General features: G+C 73.8%; 11 protein-coding genes. 4 read left to right on the forward strand and 7 right to left on the reverse strand.

What is annotated here, in order from left to right; all coding sequences use genetic code 11:
* The first annotated feature begins 93 nt into the window (after positions 1-93).
* Both ACWCQ1_RS24510 and ACWCQ1_RS24515 read left to right on the forward strand, forming a co-directional pair.
* Entirely contained in the window at positions 94-1,260 is a 1,167-nt protein-coding gene (locus ACWCQ1_RS24510; RefSeq protein WP_451027378.1) for a cytochrome P450, read from the forward strand.
* Positions 1,261-1,312: 52 nt separating this feature from the next.
* Positions 1,313-2,518, forward strand: coding sequence for a cysteine desulfurase-like protein (locus tag ACWCQ1_RS24515; RefSeq protein ID WP_358603632.1), 1,206 nt, complete (start codon positions 1,313-1,315; stop codon positions 2,516-2,518).
* Between the two features lie 5 nt (positions 2,519-2,523).
* Here the strand turns inward: ACWCQ1_RS24515 and ACWCQ1_RS24520 are convergent, their stop codons facing one another.
* Both ACWCQ1_RS24520 and ACWCQ1_RS24525 read right to left on the reverse strand, forming a co-directional pair.
* The gene (locus tag ACWCQ1_RS24520) at positions 2,524-3,345 is read right to left on the reverse strand and encodes a DUF1684 domain-containing protein (protein ID WP_358603635.1); all 822 of its coding nucleotides are present in this window, start codon (positions 3,343-3,345) and stop codon (positions 2,524-2,526) included.
* Between the two features lie 95 nt (positions 3,346-3,440).
* Positions 3,441-4,049 (reverse strand): nucleoside deaminase, encoded by a 609-nt coding sequence (locus tag ACWCQ1_RS24525; RefSeq protein ID WP_358603638.1) that lies wholly within the window; start codon positions 4,047-4,049, stop codon positions 3,441-3,443.
* A gap of 185 nt (positions 4,050-4,234) precedes the next feature.
* On the opposite strand from ACWCQ1_RS24525, the gene ACWCQ1_RS24530 reads away from it, so the two are divergent.
* The gene (locus ACWCQ1_RS24530; RefSeq protein WP_451027379.1) at positions 4,235-7,405 is read left to right on the forward strand and encodes an amidohydrolase family protein; all 3,171 of its coding nucleotides are present in this window, start codon (positions 4,235-4,237) and stop codon (positions 7,403-7,405) included.
* Between the two features lie 58 nt (positions 7,406-7,463).
* Here ACWCQ1_RS24530 and ACWCQ1_RS24535 read toward each other — a convergent pair whose 3' ends face one another.
* From ACWCQ1_RS24535 to manD, 3 genes are all read right to left on the reverse strand, one after another.
* Positions 7,464-8,525, reverse strand: coding sequence for an L-idonate 5-dehydrogenase (locus tag ACWCQ1_RS24535; protein ID WP_358603644.1), 1,062 nt, complete (start codon positions 8,523-8,525; stop codon positions 7,464-7,466).
* A 109-nt stretch (positions 8,526-8,634) separates the two neighbouring features.
* Positions 8,635-9,993 carry a mannitol dehydrogenase family protein gene (locus ACWCQ1_RS24540; RefSeq protein ID WP_358603647.1) on the reverse strand — a complete coding sequence of 453 codons (1,359 nt, stop codon included), beginning with the start codon at positions 9,991-9,993 and terminating at the stop codon, positions 8,635-8,637.
* Complete coding sequence (gene manD, locus ACWCQ1_RS24545; RefSeq protein WP_358603650.1) at positions 9,990-11,198, reverse strand: D-mannonate dehydratase ManD; 1,209 nt, start codon at positions 11,196-11,198, stop codon at positions 9,990-9,992. The genes ACWCQ1_RS24540 and manD overlap by 4 nt, the downstream gene beginning before the upstream one ends.
* Positions 11,199-11,309: 111 nt before the next feature.
* On the opposite strand from manD, the gene ACWCQ1_RS24550 reads away from it, so the two are divergent.
* Complete coding sequence (locus tag ACWCQ1_RS24550) at positions 11,310-12,023, forward strand: GntR family transcriptional regulator (protein ID WP_451027380.1); 714 nt, start codon at positions 11,310-11,312, stop codon at positions 12,021-12,023.
* Between the two features lie 10 nt (positions 12,024-12,033).
* On the opposite strand, the gene ACWCQ1_RS24555 is transcribed toward ACWCQ1_RS24550, so the two are convergent.
* Both ACWCQ1_RS24555 and ACWCQ1_RS24560 read right to left on the reverse strand, forming a co-directional pair.
* Positions 12,034-13,272 (reverse strand): vWA domain-containing protein, encoded by a 1,239-nt coding sequence (locus ACWCQ1_RS24555; RefSeq protein ID WP_358603656.1) that lies wholly within the window; start codon positions 13,270-13,272, stop codon positions 12,034-12,036.
* Entirely contained in the window at positions 13,269-14,492 is a 1,224-nt protein-coding gene (locus tag ACWCQ1_RS24560; protein ID WP_451027381.1) for an AAA family ATPase, read from the reverse strand. The genes ACWCQ1_RS24555 and ACWCQ1_RS24560 overlap by 4 nt, the downstream gene beginning before the upstream one ends.
* Positions 14,493-14,506: the final 14 nt, after the last annotated feature.

Raw genomic sequence — 14,506 nt, forward strand, 5'->3', positions numbered from 1 at the left:
CCCAGTGTCCTCCTGACCTGGCCGCTGGGACCGCTCGGCGCCGTTGTTAGGCTGAGCCGTGATCGGTTTCCCACCGCCCGGCCGGAACGCGCGATGAGCGCCGTCGATACCTTCCCCCTCGGCGCCTCCACCACGCTCGCCGAACTCGCCGACGATCCGCATCCGCGCCTCGCGCTGCTGCGGGCGCACGAGCCGGTGTCCTGGCTGCCCGAACTGGACGGCTGGCTGGTCACCCGCCGCGACCTCGCCCTGAGCGTCATGCGGGACGGCACGACCTTCACCGTCGACGACCCCCGCTTCTCCACCGCCCAGGTCGTCGGCCCCAGCATGCTCTCCCTGGACGGCGCCGACCACACCCGCCACCGCGACCCCTTCGCCGCCCCCTTCCGCCCCCGGGCGGTGCGCGACGGCTTCGCCGCCTTCATCGAGGAGGAGACCGACCGGCTGATCACCTCCCTCGCACCCGCGGGCGCCGGCGAACTGCGCCGCACCTTCGCCGGACCTCTCGCGGTCACCGTAGTGACCGAGGCCCTCGGACTGGCCGGCACGACCACGGAGACGGTCCTGACCTGGTACGACGCCATCGTGCGGGCGGTCTCGGACATCACCGCAGGACTGGACCCGGGCACCTCCGGCGCCCAGGCCTACGCGCAGCTGCGGGGCGCCGTCGAGGCCACCGTCGCCGACCCGGACACCTCCTCGCTGCTCGCTGCCGCCGCCGGACGGCTGACGGTGCCCGAGGTGGCCTCCAATGCGGCCGTGCTGATGTTCGGCGGCATCGAGACCACCGAGGCGATGATCACCAACGCGCTGCTCCACCTGCTCGGCGACCCCGGTCAACTCACCCTGGTGAAGGACGACTTCGACCTGCTGGACGGCGCGATAGAGGAGTCCCTGCGCCTGGAGCCCGGCGCGGCGGTCGTGGACCGCTACGCCACCCGCGACACCGTCCTCGGCCCGGCCACCATCCGCCGCGGCGACCTGGTCACCGTCTCCCTGGCCGGCGCCAACCGCGACCCGGCCGTCTTCCCCGAGCCCGACCGCTTCGACGTCCGCCGCCCCGAGGCCCGCCTGCAACTGGCCTTCGCCCACGGACCCCACCACTGCCTCGCCGCCCACCTCGCCCGCCTGGAGACCCGCATCGCCCTCCAGCGCCTCCTGGAACGCCTCCCCGCCCTCCGCCTCGACCCCGACCGCCCCGCGAGCCCGCACGGCCTGGTCTTCCGCAAGCCGCCCACCCTGCACGTGCTGTGGTCGTGACACGCTGAGGCGACCGCGGCACGCACCCACCCGGAACCGACAGGAGCCCCCCGTGACGTTCGACATCACCGCCCTCCGCTCCCAGTTCCCGGCCCTGGCCGCCGGTGTCGCCCACTTCGACGGACCCGGCGGCACCCAGACCCCCGAGCCGGTCATCCGGGCGATCGCCGACGCGCTCGTGAACCCCCTGTCCAACCGCGGCCACACCGCGCCCGGCGAGCGCAACGCCGAGACCCTCGTCACCGAGGCCCGCCGGGCCCTGGCCGACCTGCTGGGAGCGCATCCGTCCGGCATCGTCTTCGGCCGCAGCGCCACACAGCTGACGTACGACTTCTCCCGGACCCTCGCCAAGACCTGGGCGCCCGGCGACGAGGTCGTCGTCACCCGGCTCGACCACGACGCCAACATCCGTCCCTGGACGCAGGCCGCGGCCCAGGCCGGCGCCACCGTGCGCTGGGCCGACTTCGACCCGGCCACCGGTGAGCTGACCGTCGACGACGTCCGGGCCGTGCTGTCCGGGCGCACCCGGCTGGTCGCCGTCACCGCCGCCTCCAACCTGATCGGCACCCGCCCCGCGATCGCCGAGATCGCCCGACTGGCGCACGAGGCCGGTGCGTTGGCCTACGTCGACGGCGTCCACCACACCGCCCACTCCCTGGTGGACCTGGAGTCGCTCGGCGCCGACTTCTACGTCTGCTCGCCGTACAAGTTCCTCGGCCCGCACCACGGAGTCCTCGCCGCCCGGCCGGAGTTGCTCGAGACCCTGCGGCCGGACAAGCTGCTTCCGTCCACCGACGCGGTCCCCGAGCGCTTCGAACTGGGCACCCTGCCCTACGAGTTCCTCGCGGGCACCCGGGCGGCGGTCGACTTCCTCGCCGGCCTCGACACCGCTGCCGAGGGAGGCCGACGCGAGCGCCTGGCCGCCGCCTACACCGCCCTGGAGGCGCACGAACACGTCCTGCGCACCCAGATCGACAAGGGCCTCGCCGCCCTCGACGGCGTCGTCGTGCACTCCAGGGCCGCCGACCGCACCCCCACCGTGCTGCTGACCTTCGAACGGCACAGCACGGTGGACGCCTACGCCTTCCTCGCCGAGCGCGGCGTCCACGCCCCCTCGGGCTCCTTCTACGCCATCGAGGCCTCCCGCCGCCTGGGCCTCGGCGACACCGGCGGCCTGCGCGTGGGACTCGCGCCGTACAACAGCGCGGAGGACGTCGACCGGCTGCTGACCGGGCTGTCCGACTTTCTCGCGCGGTAGTCCCGTCAGGGCTGCCCGCCACGCTCCAACGGGATCCTGTCGCCGGCCTCGACCGCGACCGGCAGACGGTTCTCGGCCGGCGGCAGCGGGCAGGTGGCCAGGTCCGTGTAGGCGCAGGGCAGGTTGGCGGCGCGGTTGAAGTCGACCGTCACCCCGCCCTCGGCGTCGGGGGCGGCGATCTGCAGGGCGCGGTTGGCCGCGTACGTGGTCACGCCGGAGGTCTCGTCGGTGAACAGCACCATCAGCGCGCCGGGCTCCCCGCCGTTGAAGGCGGTGAGCCGGTGCGCGGTGCCGTCCAGCTCGAACTCGATCTGCCCGGGGGAGTCGTACACGTGCTCAAGGCCCTCGACGGCGGCGCCCACGGTCACCGGGCGCGGCGCGTCGAAGGGCAGGAAGCGGCCGGTGAGGGCCCAGCGCGGGTCGGGGTCGTAGGCGGGCGTGAAGGTGAAGGCCGAACGCAGCGCGTTCTCGGGGTGGCGGGGCCGCAGGATGTCGTGGCCGCCGCGCTTGGCGACCTCGATCACCGCGTCGCCCCAGCCGACGTAGACGCTCGCGCGCTCGGCGAGTACGCCGAAGTCGTGACGGCCGCGCACGACCTGTCCGTCCACCGTCACCTCCTCGCCCTCGTCGAGTTCGACGACCACGCCGTCGTCCGTGGCGGCCCAGGCGCCCGGCGCGTCCTCGAAGCGGGTGGGCTCCTCGGTCAGCCAGCGGAGGCTGGTGATCGCGAGGAAGCCGTGCGGGGCGGAGAGCACCGCCTCCTTCCGCCGGTGCCACTCCTCCCACTCCTGGACGAAGCTCACGCGGTCGACGTCTTGGACGGTCATGATGGTTCCCTCTCGCTGCACGGGCTCGTGCCGGGTGCAACCGTCGCGCCGAGGCAGGTCATCCTGGCTGATGTTGCAATCGTATGAAATGGGCGTCAGTCGGAGCCCCCGCGGGCGTTGTAGACCGTGATCTCACCGGCGTCGATGGCCTCGCGGTAGCCCCGGAACACCGAGATCGCCTCCTCGCGGAGCACGTCCCCCGTGACCTTGATCCCGCGCGCCTCGAACTGCTCGGCCCAGTCGTCGGGCAGGGGGCCCTCGTCGAAGGTGGTGAGCTGCTCGAGTTCGGGCCCCGCGCCCGCCACGACCAGCCCGCGCACCCCGGACCACAGTGCCGCGCCGTAACACTGCACGCACGGACGCCAGTTGACGACCAGCTCATGGGCCGGGAAGCCCTCGGCGCCGAGATCCCAGCCGCCGATCGCGGTCTGGGCCAGCGCGAGCGCGAGGACCTCGGCGTGGGCGCTGGAGATGCCGGAGGCGAGGACGACGTTCACGCCGACCGACACGATCCGGCCGGTGTCCTCCTCGGCCACGAGCGCCGCGAACGGGCCGCCGTCGCCCTCACGCCAGGTGCGGTCGGCCAGCCGGTGCACGAGCCGCATGCGGTCCTCCCGACCTGGGACGACGGCGGGCACGTCCGCCAGCTCGTCCTCGATCCAGGCCGGCAGCGAGAGGCGGTATTCGCCGGTGATGTCGATCAGGCTGTGACTTTCTGTCCGGGGTGGTCGGTACCGCCGCGACGACGGGACACAGGGTGCCGGGTCCCCGTCTCCGGCCGTTCGAGGCGCCCGGCCGTGGATCAGTGGCGCGATCACCGTCACCCTCCGCGGTCGACCTCGTACCGTTTGTTGCGCCCGAGGTGACGGTTACGCCAGGGTGTTCTGTCATGGACCGTGACTGGAGCCCCACCTTCCGTCCGACCCGCCGTCAACTCCTCGCCGCCGCAGGCGCCGTGCCCCTCGTGGGCGTGGCCCCCGCGGCGGTGGCACGACAGCGCACCGGCGCCCCCTCCCTGACCTTCACCCGGGTCACCAACGGCTCGGCGACCCTCTCCGGTGACCAACTGGTCGCCGAGGTGCAGGGCACCCTGTGGTCCCTGCCCCGCACCGGCGGTACGGCCCGTGCCCTGACCCCGCCCGACCTGGAGCCCAACCGGCCCAGCCACGCACCGGACGGCGAGCTCGTCGCCTTCTGCGCCTACCGGGACGGCGGATTCCACCTCTGGACCGTCCGCCCCGACGGCTCCGACCTGCGGCGGCGCACCGAAGGGCCCTGGGACGACCGCGGCCCGGCCTGGTCGCCCGACGGTACCCGGCTCGCCTTCTCCTCCGAACGCGGCGGTGACCCGGTCGCCGGCAGCCCGTACCGCATCCACGTCCTCGACCTGCGCACCGGCCGCATCACCCGCGTCACCGGCCTGACCGGCCAGGACGGCCCCCTCCAGGACGGAGCGTGGGAGGACTTCGACCCCACCTGGACACCGGACGGCACCCACATCCTGTTCGTCCGCGCGAAGACCGTCACCACCTCCCTCGGGCTCACCGTGGAGGCCCGGACGATCGCCGCCGTCCGGGCCGACGGCCAGGACGCGGTCGCCGTCCGGTACACCGAGCCCGCGGCCGCCCAGGTCATGACCCCCGCCGTGGCCCGGGACGGCCGCCTCGCCCACCTGCGTACGACCGCCGCCCCGAACGCCTCCTGCACCCTCGTCGTCGACGGCCACCCGGTCGCGCTCAGCGGCGACCTCGCGCCGGTGCCCCCGCGCTGGACGCCCCGGGGCGAGCTGCTCCTCACCGTCGACGGCGCCTTCACCCTCGTGCGACCGGACAGTCCGGCGCACCCGGAGAGCCTGCCCTTCGAGGGCACCCTGCCGGTGCGGCGGCCGCGGTACCGGACCAAGGAGTACGACCTGGGGGAGGGGCGGGCCCGTCCCGTGCGGGGCATTCATCTGCCGGCGCTCTCACCCGACGGCCGGCAGATCGCCTTCGCCGCCCTCAACTCGCTCTGGCTGGCGGCGAGTTCGGGCGGGCGTCCGCCGCGGCGGCTGCACACGGCCGCCTCCACGCGCTATCTGCTGGCCCCTTCGTGGGCGGCGGACGGGCGGTCGCTCGTGTACGCCGACGACCGCGACGGGCTGCTCGGCGTCTACCGCCACGATCCGGCCACCGGCGAGGAAACCGCCCTCGCGACCGGGGGCCGGGTGCATCCGGCGCTGTCGCCCGACGGGCGGCGGCTCGCCTGCCTCGACATGACCGGCCGGCTCCTCGTCCGCGACCTGGCCTCCGGCGAGGAACGCGTCCTGGCCGCGCCGCTGGGCGCCGGTGGACTGCCCGGCCGCCCCAGCTGGTCCCCGGACGGCCGCCACCTCGCCCTGTGCGACCGCAACCGGCTCAACTCCCGCTTCCGGGAGGGCTACAACCTCCTCCGGATCGTCGACACCACGGACGGTGCGGACCGTTTGCACGCGGTGGCGCCCCACACCTCCGTCTCCGACCGCTACGACTCCGGACCGGTCTGGTCGCCCGACGGGCGCTGGATGGCGGTGATCGTGGAGTCCGCGCTGTGTCTGCTGCCGGTCGACCCCGACGGCACCCCGAACGGAGAACTCCGCACCCTCACCACCGAACCGGCCGACCACCCCTCCTGGTCCGCCGACTCCACCACCCTGCTCCACCTCTCCTCCGGCCGCCTTCGCCTCATCGGTGTCGACGGCGGCCCCGCCCGCACCGTCCGCATCCCCCTCGACGCGCCCAGACCCACCCCCGCGGACCTCGTGGTGCATGCCGGGCGTCTGTGGGACGGCACCGGCGAGACGACCCGCGAGGACGTGGACATCGTGGTGAGCGGCGGACGTATCGCCGCGGTCGAGCCGCACCGGTCAGGACGGCGGGCGGCGCTCCGCCGGTTCGACGCCTCCGGACGCACCGTCATTCCCGGCCTGTGGGACACCCACACCCACCCCTGGCAGAGCACTTACGGCGGCCGCCAGACCGTCGGCCAGCTCACCTACGGCATCACCACGGCCGTCTCGCTGGGCGGCTTCGCCTACGAACAGGCCCGGCTGCGCGAGGCGGTGGCCACCGGACAGCTCGCCGGACCCCGGCTGCTGACCACCGGCGAACTCCTCGACGGCGCGCGTGTCGCCTACAGCATGGGCCGCGCCCACCGGACCAGGGACGGACTGCTGCGCTCCCTGGAGCGGGGCGAGGCGCTGGACTGGGACTTCGTGAAGACGTATGTGCGGGCGCCGGCCTGGGTGATGGCGGAAGCGGCCCGTTTCGCCCACGAGCGGCTCGGTGTCCGTGCGGGAAGTCATCTGCTGTCGCCCGGCGTCGAGGTCGGCCAGGACCTGACGACCCATCTGCAGGCCACCCAGCGCGCCGAGTTCGGGCATGCCGTCACCGCGACGGGCCGAGCCCACCAGGACGTCGTGGAGATCTACACCGCGCGCGGGGTGCGCTTCTCGATGATCGCCACCCCCTTCACCGCCGTCCCCCTGCTCGGCGCGGACCCCGCCCTCGCCGACGACCCCCGGGTCACGGTGGTGATGCCGCCGTGGGACTCGGCCACCGTCAAGCAGTCGGCCGGGGTCGCGCCCACCGAGGCCCAACTCGCCACCCTGCGCACGGAGACCGACGTCTACCGGCGGATCCTGGCCGCCGGCGGACTCGTCGCGCTCGGCACGGACCAGCCGCTCGTCCCCGTCGGCCTCTCCCTCCACCTCGGCCTGCGCGCCCTGCACCGCGGCGGTCTCTCCCCGGCCCAGGCCCTGCGCACGGCGACCGTCCTGCCCGCCCGGCTCTTCGGCCTCGACCGGGACCTCGGCACCGTGGAGGAGGGCAGGCTGGCGGACCTGACCGTCGTCGACGGCGACCCGTTCACGGACTTCGACACCCTCGTGCGTACCGTCGCGGTACTGAGGGGCGGAGCGCCCTACACCACCGCGGAGTTGACCGCCGCCTTCGAGCCGGCCGCCCGGAGCACGGCCGAAGTCGGGGAGGACTGGCTCGCGATGGGAAGGCTGATGCGCAGGGACGCCTGCTGCGACGCCCACTGACCCGCAAGCCTCAGTCGGGGACTTTGAGGGCACGGGTGGTCCGGAGGACGCGTGGGCGCTATGCCCCGGCCGCGAGCCGGAGCATGACCTTGCTGCTGCCGCTCGCCGGGTCGGCGGCCACGGCGAGTGCTTCGGCGGCCCGCTCCAGCGGGAAGCGGTGGGTGATCAGCGGCGTCAGGTCCAGGCCGTCCCGCAGGGCGCGCAGCGCGTCGTCGATCTCCTCCACGAAACGGTACGAGCCGACCCAGGTGATCTCCCGGGTGACCAGATCACCGAGGGCGGCGGGTGCGGCCGTGCCCGGCAGGTTGCCGACCTGGACGAGGGTGCCGCCGCGTGCCGTGGCCCGCAGCACGGGTCCGAGCGCGGCCGGGGCGCCGGACGCCTCGAAGACGACGTCCACGTCCTCGGGCAGCGCCTGCCCGGCGGACACGTCCCGAGTGTCGTCGGCGCCCATGGCCCGGGCGACCGCGAGGGAGGAGGGCGCCAGGTCGGCGGCGACGACCGCGCCCGCCCCGCGATGCCGGGCGGCGGCGACGACCAGGGAGCCGATCGGACCGCAGCCGTTGACCAGCACGGTACGTCCCCGCAGGTCGGGGACGCGGCCGACGGCGTGCAGGGCGACGGCCAACGGCTCGGCCAGCGCCCCCTGTTGGGTGCCCACGCCGTCCGGGAGCTGACGGATCTGGGCGGCCGGGACCGTCCGGTACTCGCTGAACCCGCCGTCGGTGTGCGGGTCGAAGGCGGCCGAGCCGAAGTAGCGGACGCGGGGATGGAGGTTGGTGCGGCCGGCGATGCGCTCGGGAAGTGCGCCGTCGCCGACGAGTTGGGCGGGGTGCACGGTGACCGGCTGTCCCTCGGTGAACTCCACGACCCCTGGACCGAGTTCGGCGATTCGTCCCGCGAGCTCATGGCCCAGGACCAGGGGGTGGGTGAGCACGGCGGTGCCGGACCGCCCCGTCTTCCAGTAGGCGATGTCGGAGCCGCAGATCCCGCCCCACTCCAGCGCCAGCAGCACCTCGCCCGGACCGGGCACGGGCCGTTCCCGTTCGTCGATGCGCAGATCACCGGGACCGTGCACGACTACGGCCAGCATCCGATCCGCTGCGACCGGGGTGTTCATACGGCGTCCTCCAGGCGGACCAGGTCGCGTCCGCGGGTCTCGGCCCGAGCAGTGCGCTGGCGAGGTGATGAGTGAACTCCGTTGTTCGGGGACCGGGGTGGAGCGGGGATCAGAGCTCGACGCGGCCGGCATGCAGGGCGGGGAGCCGGTCGGTGACCGCGGTGGTGAGGGTGTCGTCGTCCGCCAGGTCCGCGGCTCCGGCGGCCCGCAGCAGGGCCGGTACCGGTTCCGGAGCGGCACTCAACGCCCAGGCGGCGAGGGCGAGTTCGAGGACCGGTGTCCGGGCGCCGCGGGCGCGCAGCTCGCGCAGTGCGGGCAGCCAGCGCTCCCTGACCTTCAGCGGGCCGTCGGTGGCGATCTGCCGCAGCAGGTGCCGCATGGCGGGGTTGCGGAACCGCAGGACGAGATCGTCGGCATAGGCGAGCGGATCCGGACCGCCGGCGGGGAGCGTCGGGGCGACCTCGGCGCACAGGGCACGCACCAGACGCTCGCCCCAGTCGGTCGCCATGGTCTCGGCGACGGTGGTCAGCCCAGCGGCGGCACCCAGGTAGGCGAGAGCCGAGTGGGAGCCGTTCAGCATGCGCAGTTTGGTGAGTTGATACGGCGTCACGTCCGGGACGAACAGGGCTCCGTCCCGTTCCCAGGGCGGCCGGGGCGCGCCGAAGGAGTCCTCCAGGACCCACTGCCGGTACGGCTCGGCGGTGACGGCCAGGGCGTCGGGCATCCCGAGCGCTTCCCTCGCCGCCGCCAGATCGGCCTCCCCGGTCGCGGGCACGATCCGGTCCACGACCGTCGCGGGGAAGGCGACGGCCTCGGCCATCCGGTCCAGGACCGCCGCGCGGTCGGGCCAGCTCGACGCCCGCACGAAGTCGTGCACGACCCGCGCCGACACGGCCCCGTTGTCCGCCGTGTTGTCGCAGGACACGACACTGATCGGCGGGGCGCCTGCCCGCATCCGGGCCGCCAGTCCGGCGGCCAGCCGTCCCACCACCGTGGTGAGCGGCCCCGCGGGGTCCGCCGCGAGGTCGGCGGCGACGGCGACGGCGTCCGTGTCCAGTCCGCCGGTCAGCGGCGAGCGGTGATAGCCCTTCTCGGTCACCGTCAGCGTCACGACCGTCACCTCGGGGTCGGTGAGCAGGGCGTCCACGGCCTTGGCGTCCTGGCCCATGGCCAGTGCGCCGACGATCGAGCCGACGATCCGCGTGCGGTTGCCCTCCGGCCGCCGTTCGGTGAGGGAGTACAGGCAGTCCTGCTCCCGCAGGGCGGCCACCACGTCCGTCGAGTGGGGTGCCACGGCGGTGATGCCCCAGGGTTCGCCGGCGTGCTCGGTGTAGACGGCCTGGTGTGCGCGGTGGAAGGCGCCGAGGCCGAAGTGGACGAGGCGGGTACGCAGGTGGGCCGGGTCGACCGCGGGGCGCAGCTCGGCGGGGAGGCGGGAGACCGTCGTACGGTTCAGTGGCGCGCTCACCAGTCGTGCACCGAGCCGTCGAGGCGGCGCGCGACCGGGAGATAGCGCCGCTGGTAGGGGAAGCGTCCGGCGGCCTTGTCGTCGTACTCGACGCCGAGCCCCGGCTCCTCGGAGGGGTGCAGCATGCCGTCGGCGAAGGTGACGCCCGTGTGGAACACCTCGGCGGTCTCGGTGGGGTGACCCATGTACTCCTGGATGCCGAAGTTCGGTACGGCGAGGTCCAGATGGACCGCGGCGGCCATGCTGACCGGGGAGAGGTCGGTCGCCCCGTGGGAGCCGGTGCGCACCTGGTGGAGGGCGGCGAGGTCGAAGATGCGGCGCAGGTGGGTGATGCCGCCCGCGTGCACGACGGTCGTGCGGACGTAGTCGATGAGCTGCCGGGTGATGAGGTGCTGGACGTCCCAGATCGAGTTCATCACCTCGCCGACCGCGATCGGTGTGGTGGTGTGCTCGCGGATGAGGCGGAAGGACTCCTGGTTCTCGGCCGGGGTCGGGTCCTCCATCCAGAACAGCCGGCACGCCTCGACACTCCTGCCGAAGCGTGCCGCCTCGATCGGGGTCAGCCGGTGGTGCACGTCGTGCAGGAGGTGGAAGCCGAAGCCGAACCGCTCGCGCACGGCCTCCAGATAGGAGGGCGCGAAACCGAGGTAGGCCTCGGTGTCCCAGGGCTGCTCATCGGGCAGGTCGGTGGCGGCGGGCTCGTACACGGCGCCCTTGCGCACGCCGTACGTCCCCCCGACCCCGGGCACGGCGGCCTGTGCGCGGACGGCCCGGTAGCCGAGCTCCAGATAGCGCTGGACGTCGTCCAGCAGGGAGGGCACGTCGGTGCCGCTGGCGTGGGAGTAGACGAGGACGCCGTCGCGGGAGCGGCCGCCGAGCAGCTGGTAGACGGGCAGCCCGGCCACCTTGCCCTTGATGTCCCACAGGGCGGTGTCCACGGCGGAGATCGCGGTCATGGTCACCGGGCCGCGCCGCCAGTAGGCGCCCTTGTAGAGGTACTGCCACATGTCCTCGATGCGGGCCGGGTCCCGGCCGATCAGCAGCGGGACCACGTGGTCGCTCAGATAGCTCGCGACGGCCAGCTCGCGCCCGTTGAGGGTCGCGTCGCCGAGTCCGGTCACCCCGTCGCTGGTGGTGACGCGCAACGTGACGAAGGTGCGCCCGGGGGACGCGACGAGCACTTCGGCCCGCTCGATCGTACTCACTTGCGGCTCCCGTCCTGTCGTACAGTACTTGTATGCAAGCACCTGTCGCGCAGGCGGGCAATAGCCTCTCCGTAGCGCTTCAGGGTCCGGAGCGCTACGTAGGATGGGCACATGGCTCAATCGAACGGGCGGCGGACGAGTCGGCGCGACATCTATCTCAGGCTGCGTCAGATGGTCCTGACCCTGGAACTCGCCCCGGGCGCCGCCCTCTCGGAGAACGAGCTCGCCGCGTCCCTCGGCGTCAGCCGCACCCCGGTGCGGGAGAGCCTGATCCTGCTGGCCCAGGAGGGGCTGGTGCAGGTCTTCCCGAAGATCGGGTCGTTCGTGTCCCGGGTGGACCCGGCGCAGGTCGCCGACGCACAGTTCCTGCGGGAGGCCGTGGAACTCGCCTCCCTGGAGGACCTGCCCGAGCGGCTCGACGCCGGGATCGTCGAGGAGCTGCGGGACAACCTCCGGCGGCAGCGCGGCACGGGCCTGGACCTCGAGGAGTTCTTCGCCCTGGACGAGGCCTTCCACCAGGGCCTGATGCGGCTGAGCGGGCACGGCAACGTGTGGACCACGGTCGCCGCCGCCAAGGGCCACCTCGACCGGGCCCGACGGCTCGGCCTGCACGAGAACGAGTCACCGGCCGTCTTCGCGGACCAGCACCACGAGATCTTCGCAGCCGTCGTCGGCGGTGACATCGCCGTCGCCCGCATCGCCCTGCGCGCCCATCTCCGGGCCGTCTTCAACGACATCGAGCGCATCCGCGCGCATTCACCCGAACTCTTCGCCACCGGCACCCCGACCGTCCCGGTGCGCCGCAACGTCGTCGTCTGGGAGTGACCCCTCGCGCTCAGGGCCCGATCTCCACCACCCGGGCCCAGGCGGGCGGTGCGAGAGGTACGTAGTCCGGGTCCTCCTCGTCCCACGAACCGCCCGACCGGGAGAACAGTCCCACCACGGTCCGGCAGGCCGGGCGGGCCTCGGGCCACGGTGTCTGCCCGTCGGTCAGGGCCACGACGACATCGGGGCGCGGACGCGTCCGCAGCGCCGTGGCGAAGCCGGTGCGCAGATCCGTGCCCCCGCCGCCGAGCAGCGGGATTCCCTCGCCGCGGCACAGGGGGTGCGCGATCCGGGCCGCCGCGTCGCACGGCACCACCGTGACCAGGTCGCGCCGGCCGCCCACGGCACGGGAGATCGCGGCCACCTCCAGCAGGGCGCTGCCGAGTTCGGCGTCACTGACCGAACCGGACGTGTCGATGATCACCGACACCCGGGGCGGCCGGCGCCGCAGACTGGGCAGGACCACCCCGGGCAGCCCGGCCGAGCGCCGCGCGGGCCGGCCGTAGGAGTAGTCCTCGCCCGTACCGCCCCCGGACGCCGCCGACCGCACCGCGGCACCCAGCAACTCCCGCCACGGCTGCGGCGGATGGAACGCCTCCTCGGCCCACCGCCGCCAGCCGTCAGGCGTGTTGCCCGGGCGGCCCTTGATCCCCTGGGCCACCCGGTAGCGCACCCCGTCCTGTTCCTGCCGGCTCAGCGCGTGCGCCCCGTCGGGGCCCAGCTCCCACTCCCGCTCCCGCCCGTCGGCGCCGCTGCCGCAGTCCAGCCAGGCCATCTCCTGCAGCCGCGGACCGAGCCGGAACTGGCGCAGGTAGTCCTCCATGAGCTGTCCCTCGGGCAGCTGCAACAGCCCCGGGTGAGCGGCGCCCCGGGGCCGGCCCAGCCCGTCGCCGTAGATGTCGTCGTTGATCTCGAAGTCCGCGGCGATGTTCATGCGCAGCCGCTCGCCCGGCCCGGACAGCCCGAGCTCCTTCGCGACCCGGTCGCTGCGCCCGTGATGGTCGCGCAGCAGATGCGACACCTCGTGCACCCACACCCCGGCCAGCTCCTCCACCGGCATCCGGTCCACGAACCCCGGTGAGACGTAGCACCGCCAGTACCGGTCCACGGACATCGTCGGCACCTGCCGTGACTCCACGGTGTGCAGCGCGAACAGGGCCGTCGCCAGATAGGGGCGGGCGCGGGCGGCCTGCAGCCGGGCCGCGTAGAGCTTGTCGACATCCAGCGCCCCCGGCGCCTCGGTGGTCATCGCCGTACCGGCTTCGCCGCCACCGTGCGCGCCGCCGCCTGGTCAGCCCGCCGGGAGAGGGTCACCACCCCGGCCAACTGCTCGATCGACTCGGGCACTTCCCAGTCCTGCTGCCGCAGCGAGGCGAGCGTGGTCGCGGGGACGACGACCAGGTCGGGCGCGCCGGTCTCCACGGCCCGCACGAGCAGCGCCCACGCGGCGTCCCAGCGGGACCGGTCCGGCCGGGCGCGCACCGCGGCCACCACACCGTCCAGTGCGGCCTGACGCAGATCGCCCCGCTCGGGCAGGACGGCCCCCGCCGGATCCGCGAGCAGCGTCTCCGGATCGGGAAGGTCCATCCGGTCCACGCTCGCCAGCAGCTCCAGCCCCGGCCCGTCACCCACGGTTCCGCGGACCAGGAGGGACAGCACGTCCCGCGAGGAATCGGCGGCGGTCGCGAACGCGATCAGCCGCAGCGTCATCTCCCAGCTGCGCGGCGACGGCCAGGCACCGCCCCGCCGGGTCTCGCTGCCCGGCAACTGGTGCACCAGCTTGGGCCGCGCGGCCAGCAGCCCGCACACCGCGCGCCGGGCGAAGTCCACGGCGTCGGCCAGCAGTCCGGGATCGAGCCGCGGGAGCGTCGCCACGGGCCAGGTGCCGCCCAGGCCGCGGACGACGACCTCGTGGTCGTGGGTCCACTGCAGATGCACGAACCGGTTGGCCAGCGGCGGGCTCAGCTCCCAGCCGTCGGCGGCCGAGGAACGCGGGTTGGCGGCGGCCACGATCCGTACGCCGGGCGGCAGTTGGAGGGCCCCGATGCGCCGCTCCAGCACCAGCCGGAGCAGCGCGGCCTGCACGGCGGGCGGCGCGGTGGACAGCTCGTCCAGGAACAGCAGTCCGCGCCCGGCCCGTACCAGCCGCACGGCCCAGTCCGGCGGGGCCATCGGCACGCCCTGCTCGGCGGGATCGTCGCCGACGATGGGCAGTCCGGAGAAGTCGGAGGGCTCGTGCACGCTGGCGATCACCGTGGTGAGCGGGAGGTCCAGGGCGGCGGCGAGCTGGGTCAGGGCGGCGGTCTTGCCGATCCCCGGCTCACCCCACAGCAGGACCGGCAGATCGGCGGCGACGGCCAGGGTCAGGGCCTCCAGCTGCATGTCGGGCCGGGGTTCGGTGGTGTTCGCGCGCAGGAGCGTCAACAGCTCATCGGCGACGTCGAGTTGGGCGGTGGCGGAAGACGGCATGGATGATCACCTTT

The organism is Streptomyces sp. NPDC002144 (assembly GCF_053593695.1).

Bases quoted from the DNA above. Each gene is read 5' to 3' on its own strand.
- ACWCQ1_RS24510 (WP_451027378.1), top strand. From the start codon at position 94: ATGAGCGCCGTCGATACCTTCCCCCTCGGCGCCTCCACCACGCTCGCC.
- ACWCQ1_RS24520 (WP_358603635.1), bottom strand. From the start codon at position 3,345: ATGACCGTCCAAGACGTCGACCGCGTGAGCTTCGTCCAGGAGTGGGAG.
- ACWCQ1_RS24530 (WP_451027379.1), top strand. From the start codon at position 4,235: ATGGACCGTGACTGGAGCCCCACCTTCCGTCCGACCCGCCGTCAACTC.
- ACWCQ1_RS24535 (WP_358603644.1), bottom strand. From the start codon at position 8,525: ATGAACACCCCGGTCGCAGCGGATCGGATGCTGGCCGTAGTCGTGCAC.
- ACWCQ1_RS24550 (WP_451027380.1), top strand. From the start codon at position 11,310: ATGGCTCAATCGAACGGGCGGCGGACGAGTCGGCGCGACATCTATCTC.
- ACWCQ1_RS24555 (WP_358603656.1), bottom strand. From the start codon at position 13,272: ATGACCACCGAGGCGCCGGGGGCGCTGGATGTCGACAAGCTCTACGCG.
- ACWCQ1_RS24560 (WP_451027381.1), bottom strand. From the start codon at position 14,492: ATGCCGTCTTCCGCCACCGCCCAACTCGACGTCGCCGATGAGCTGTTG.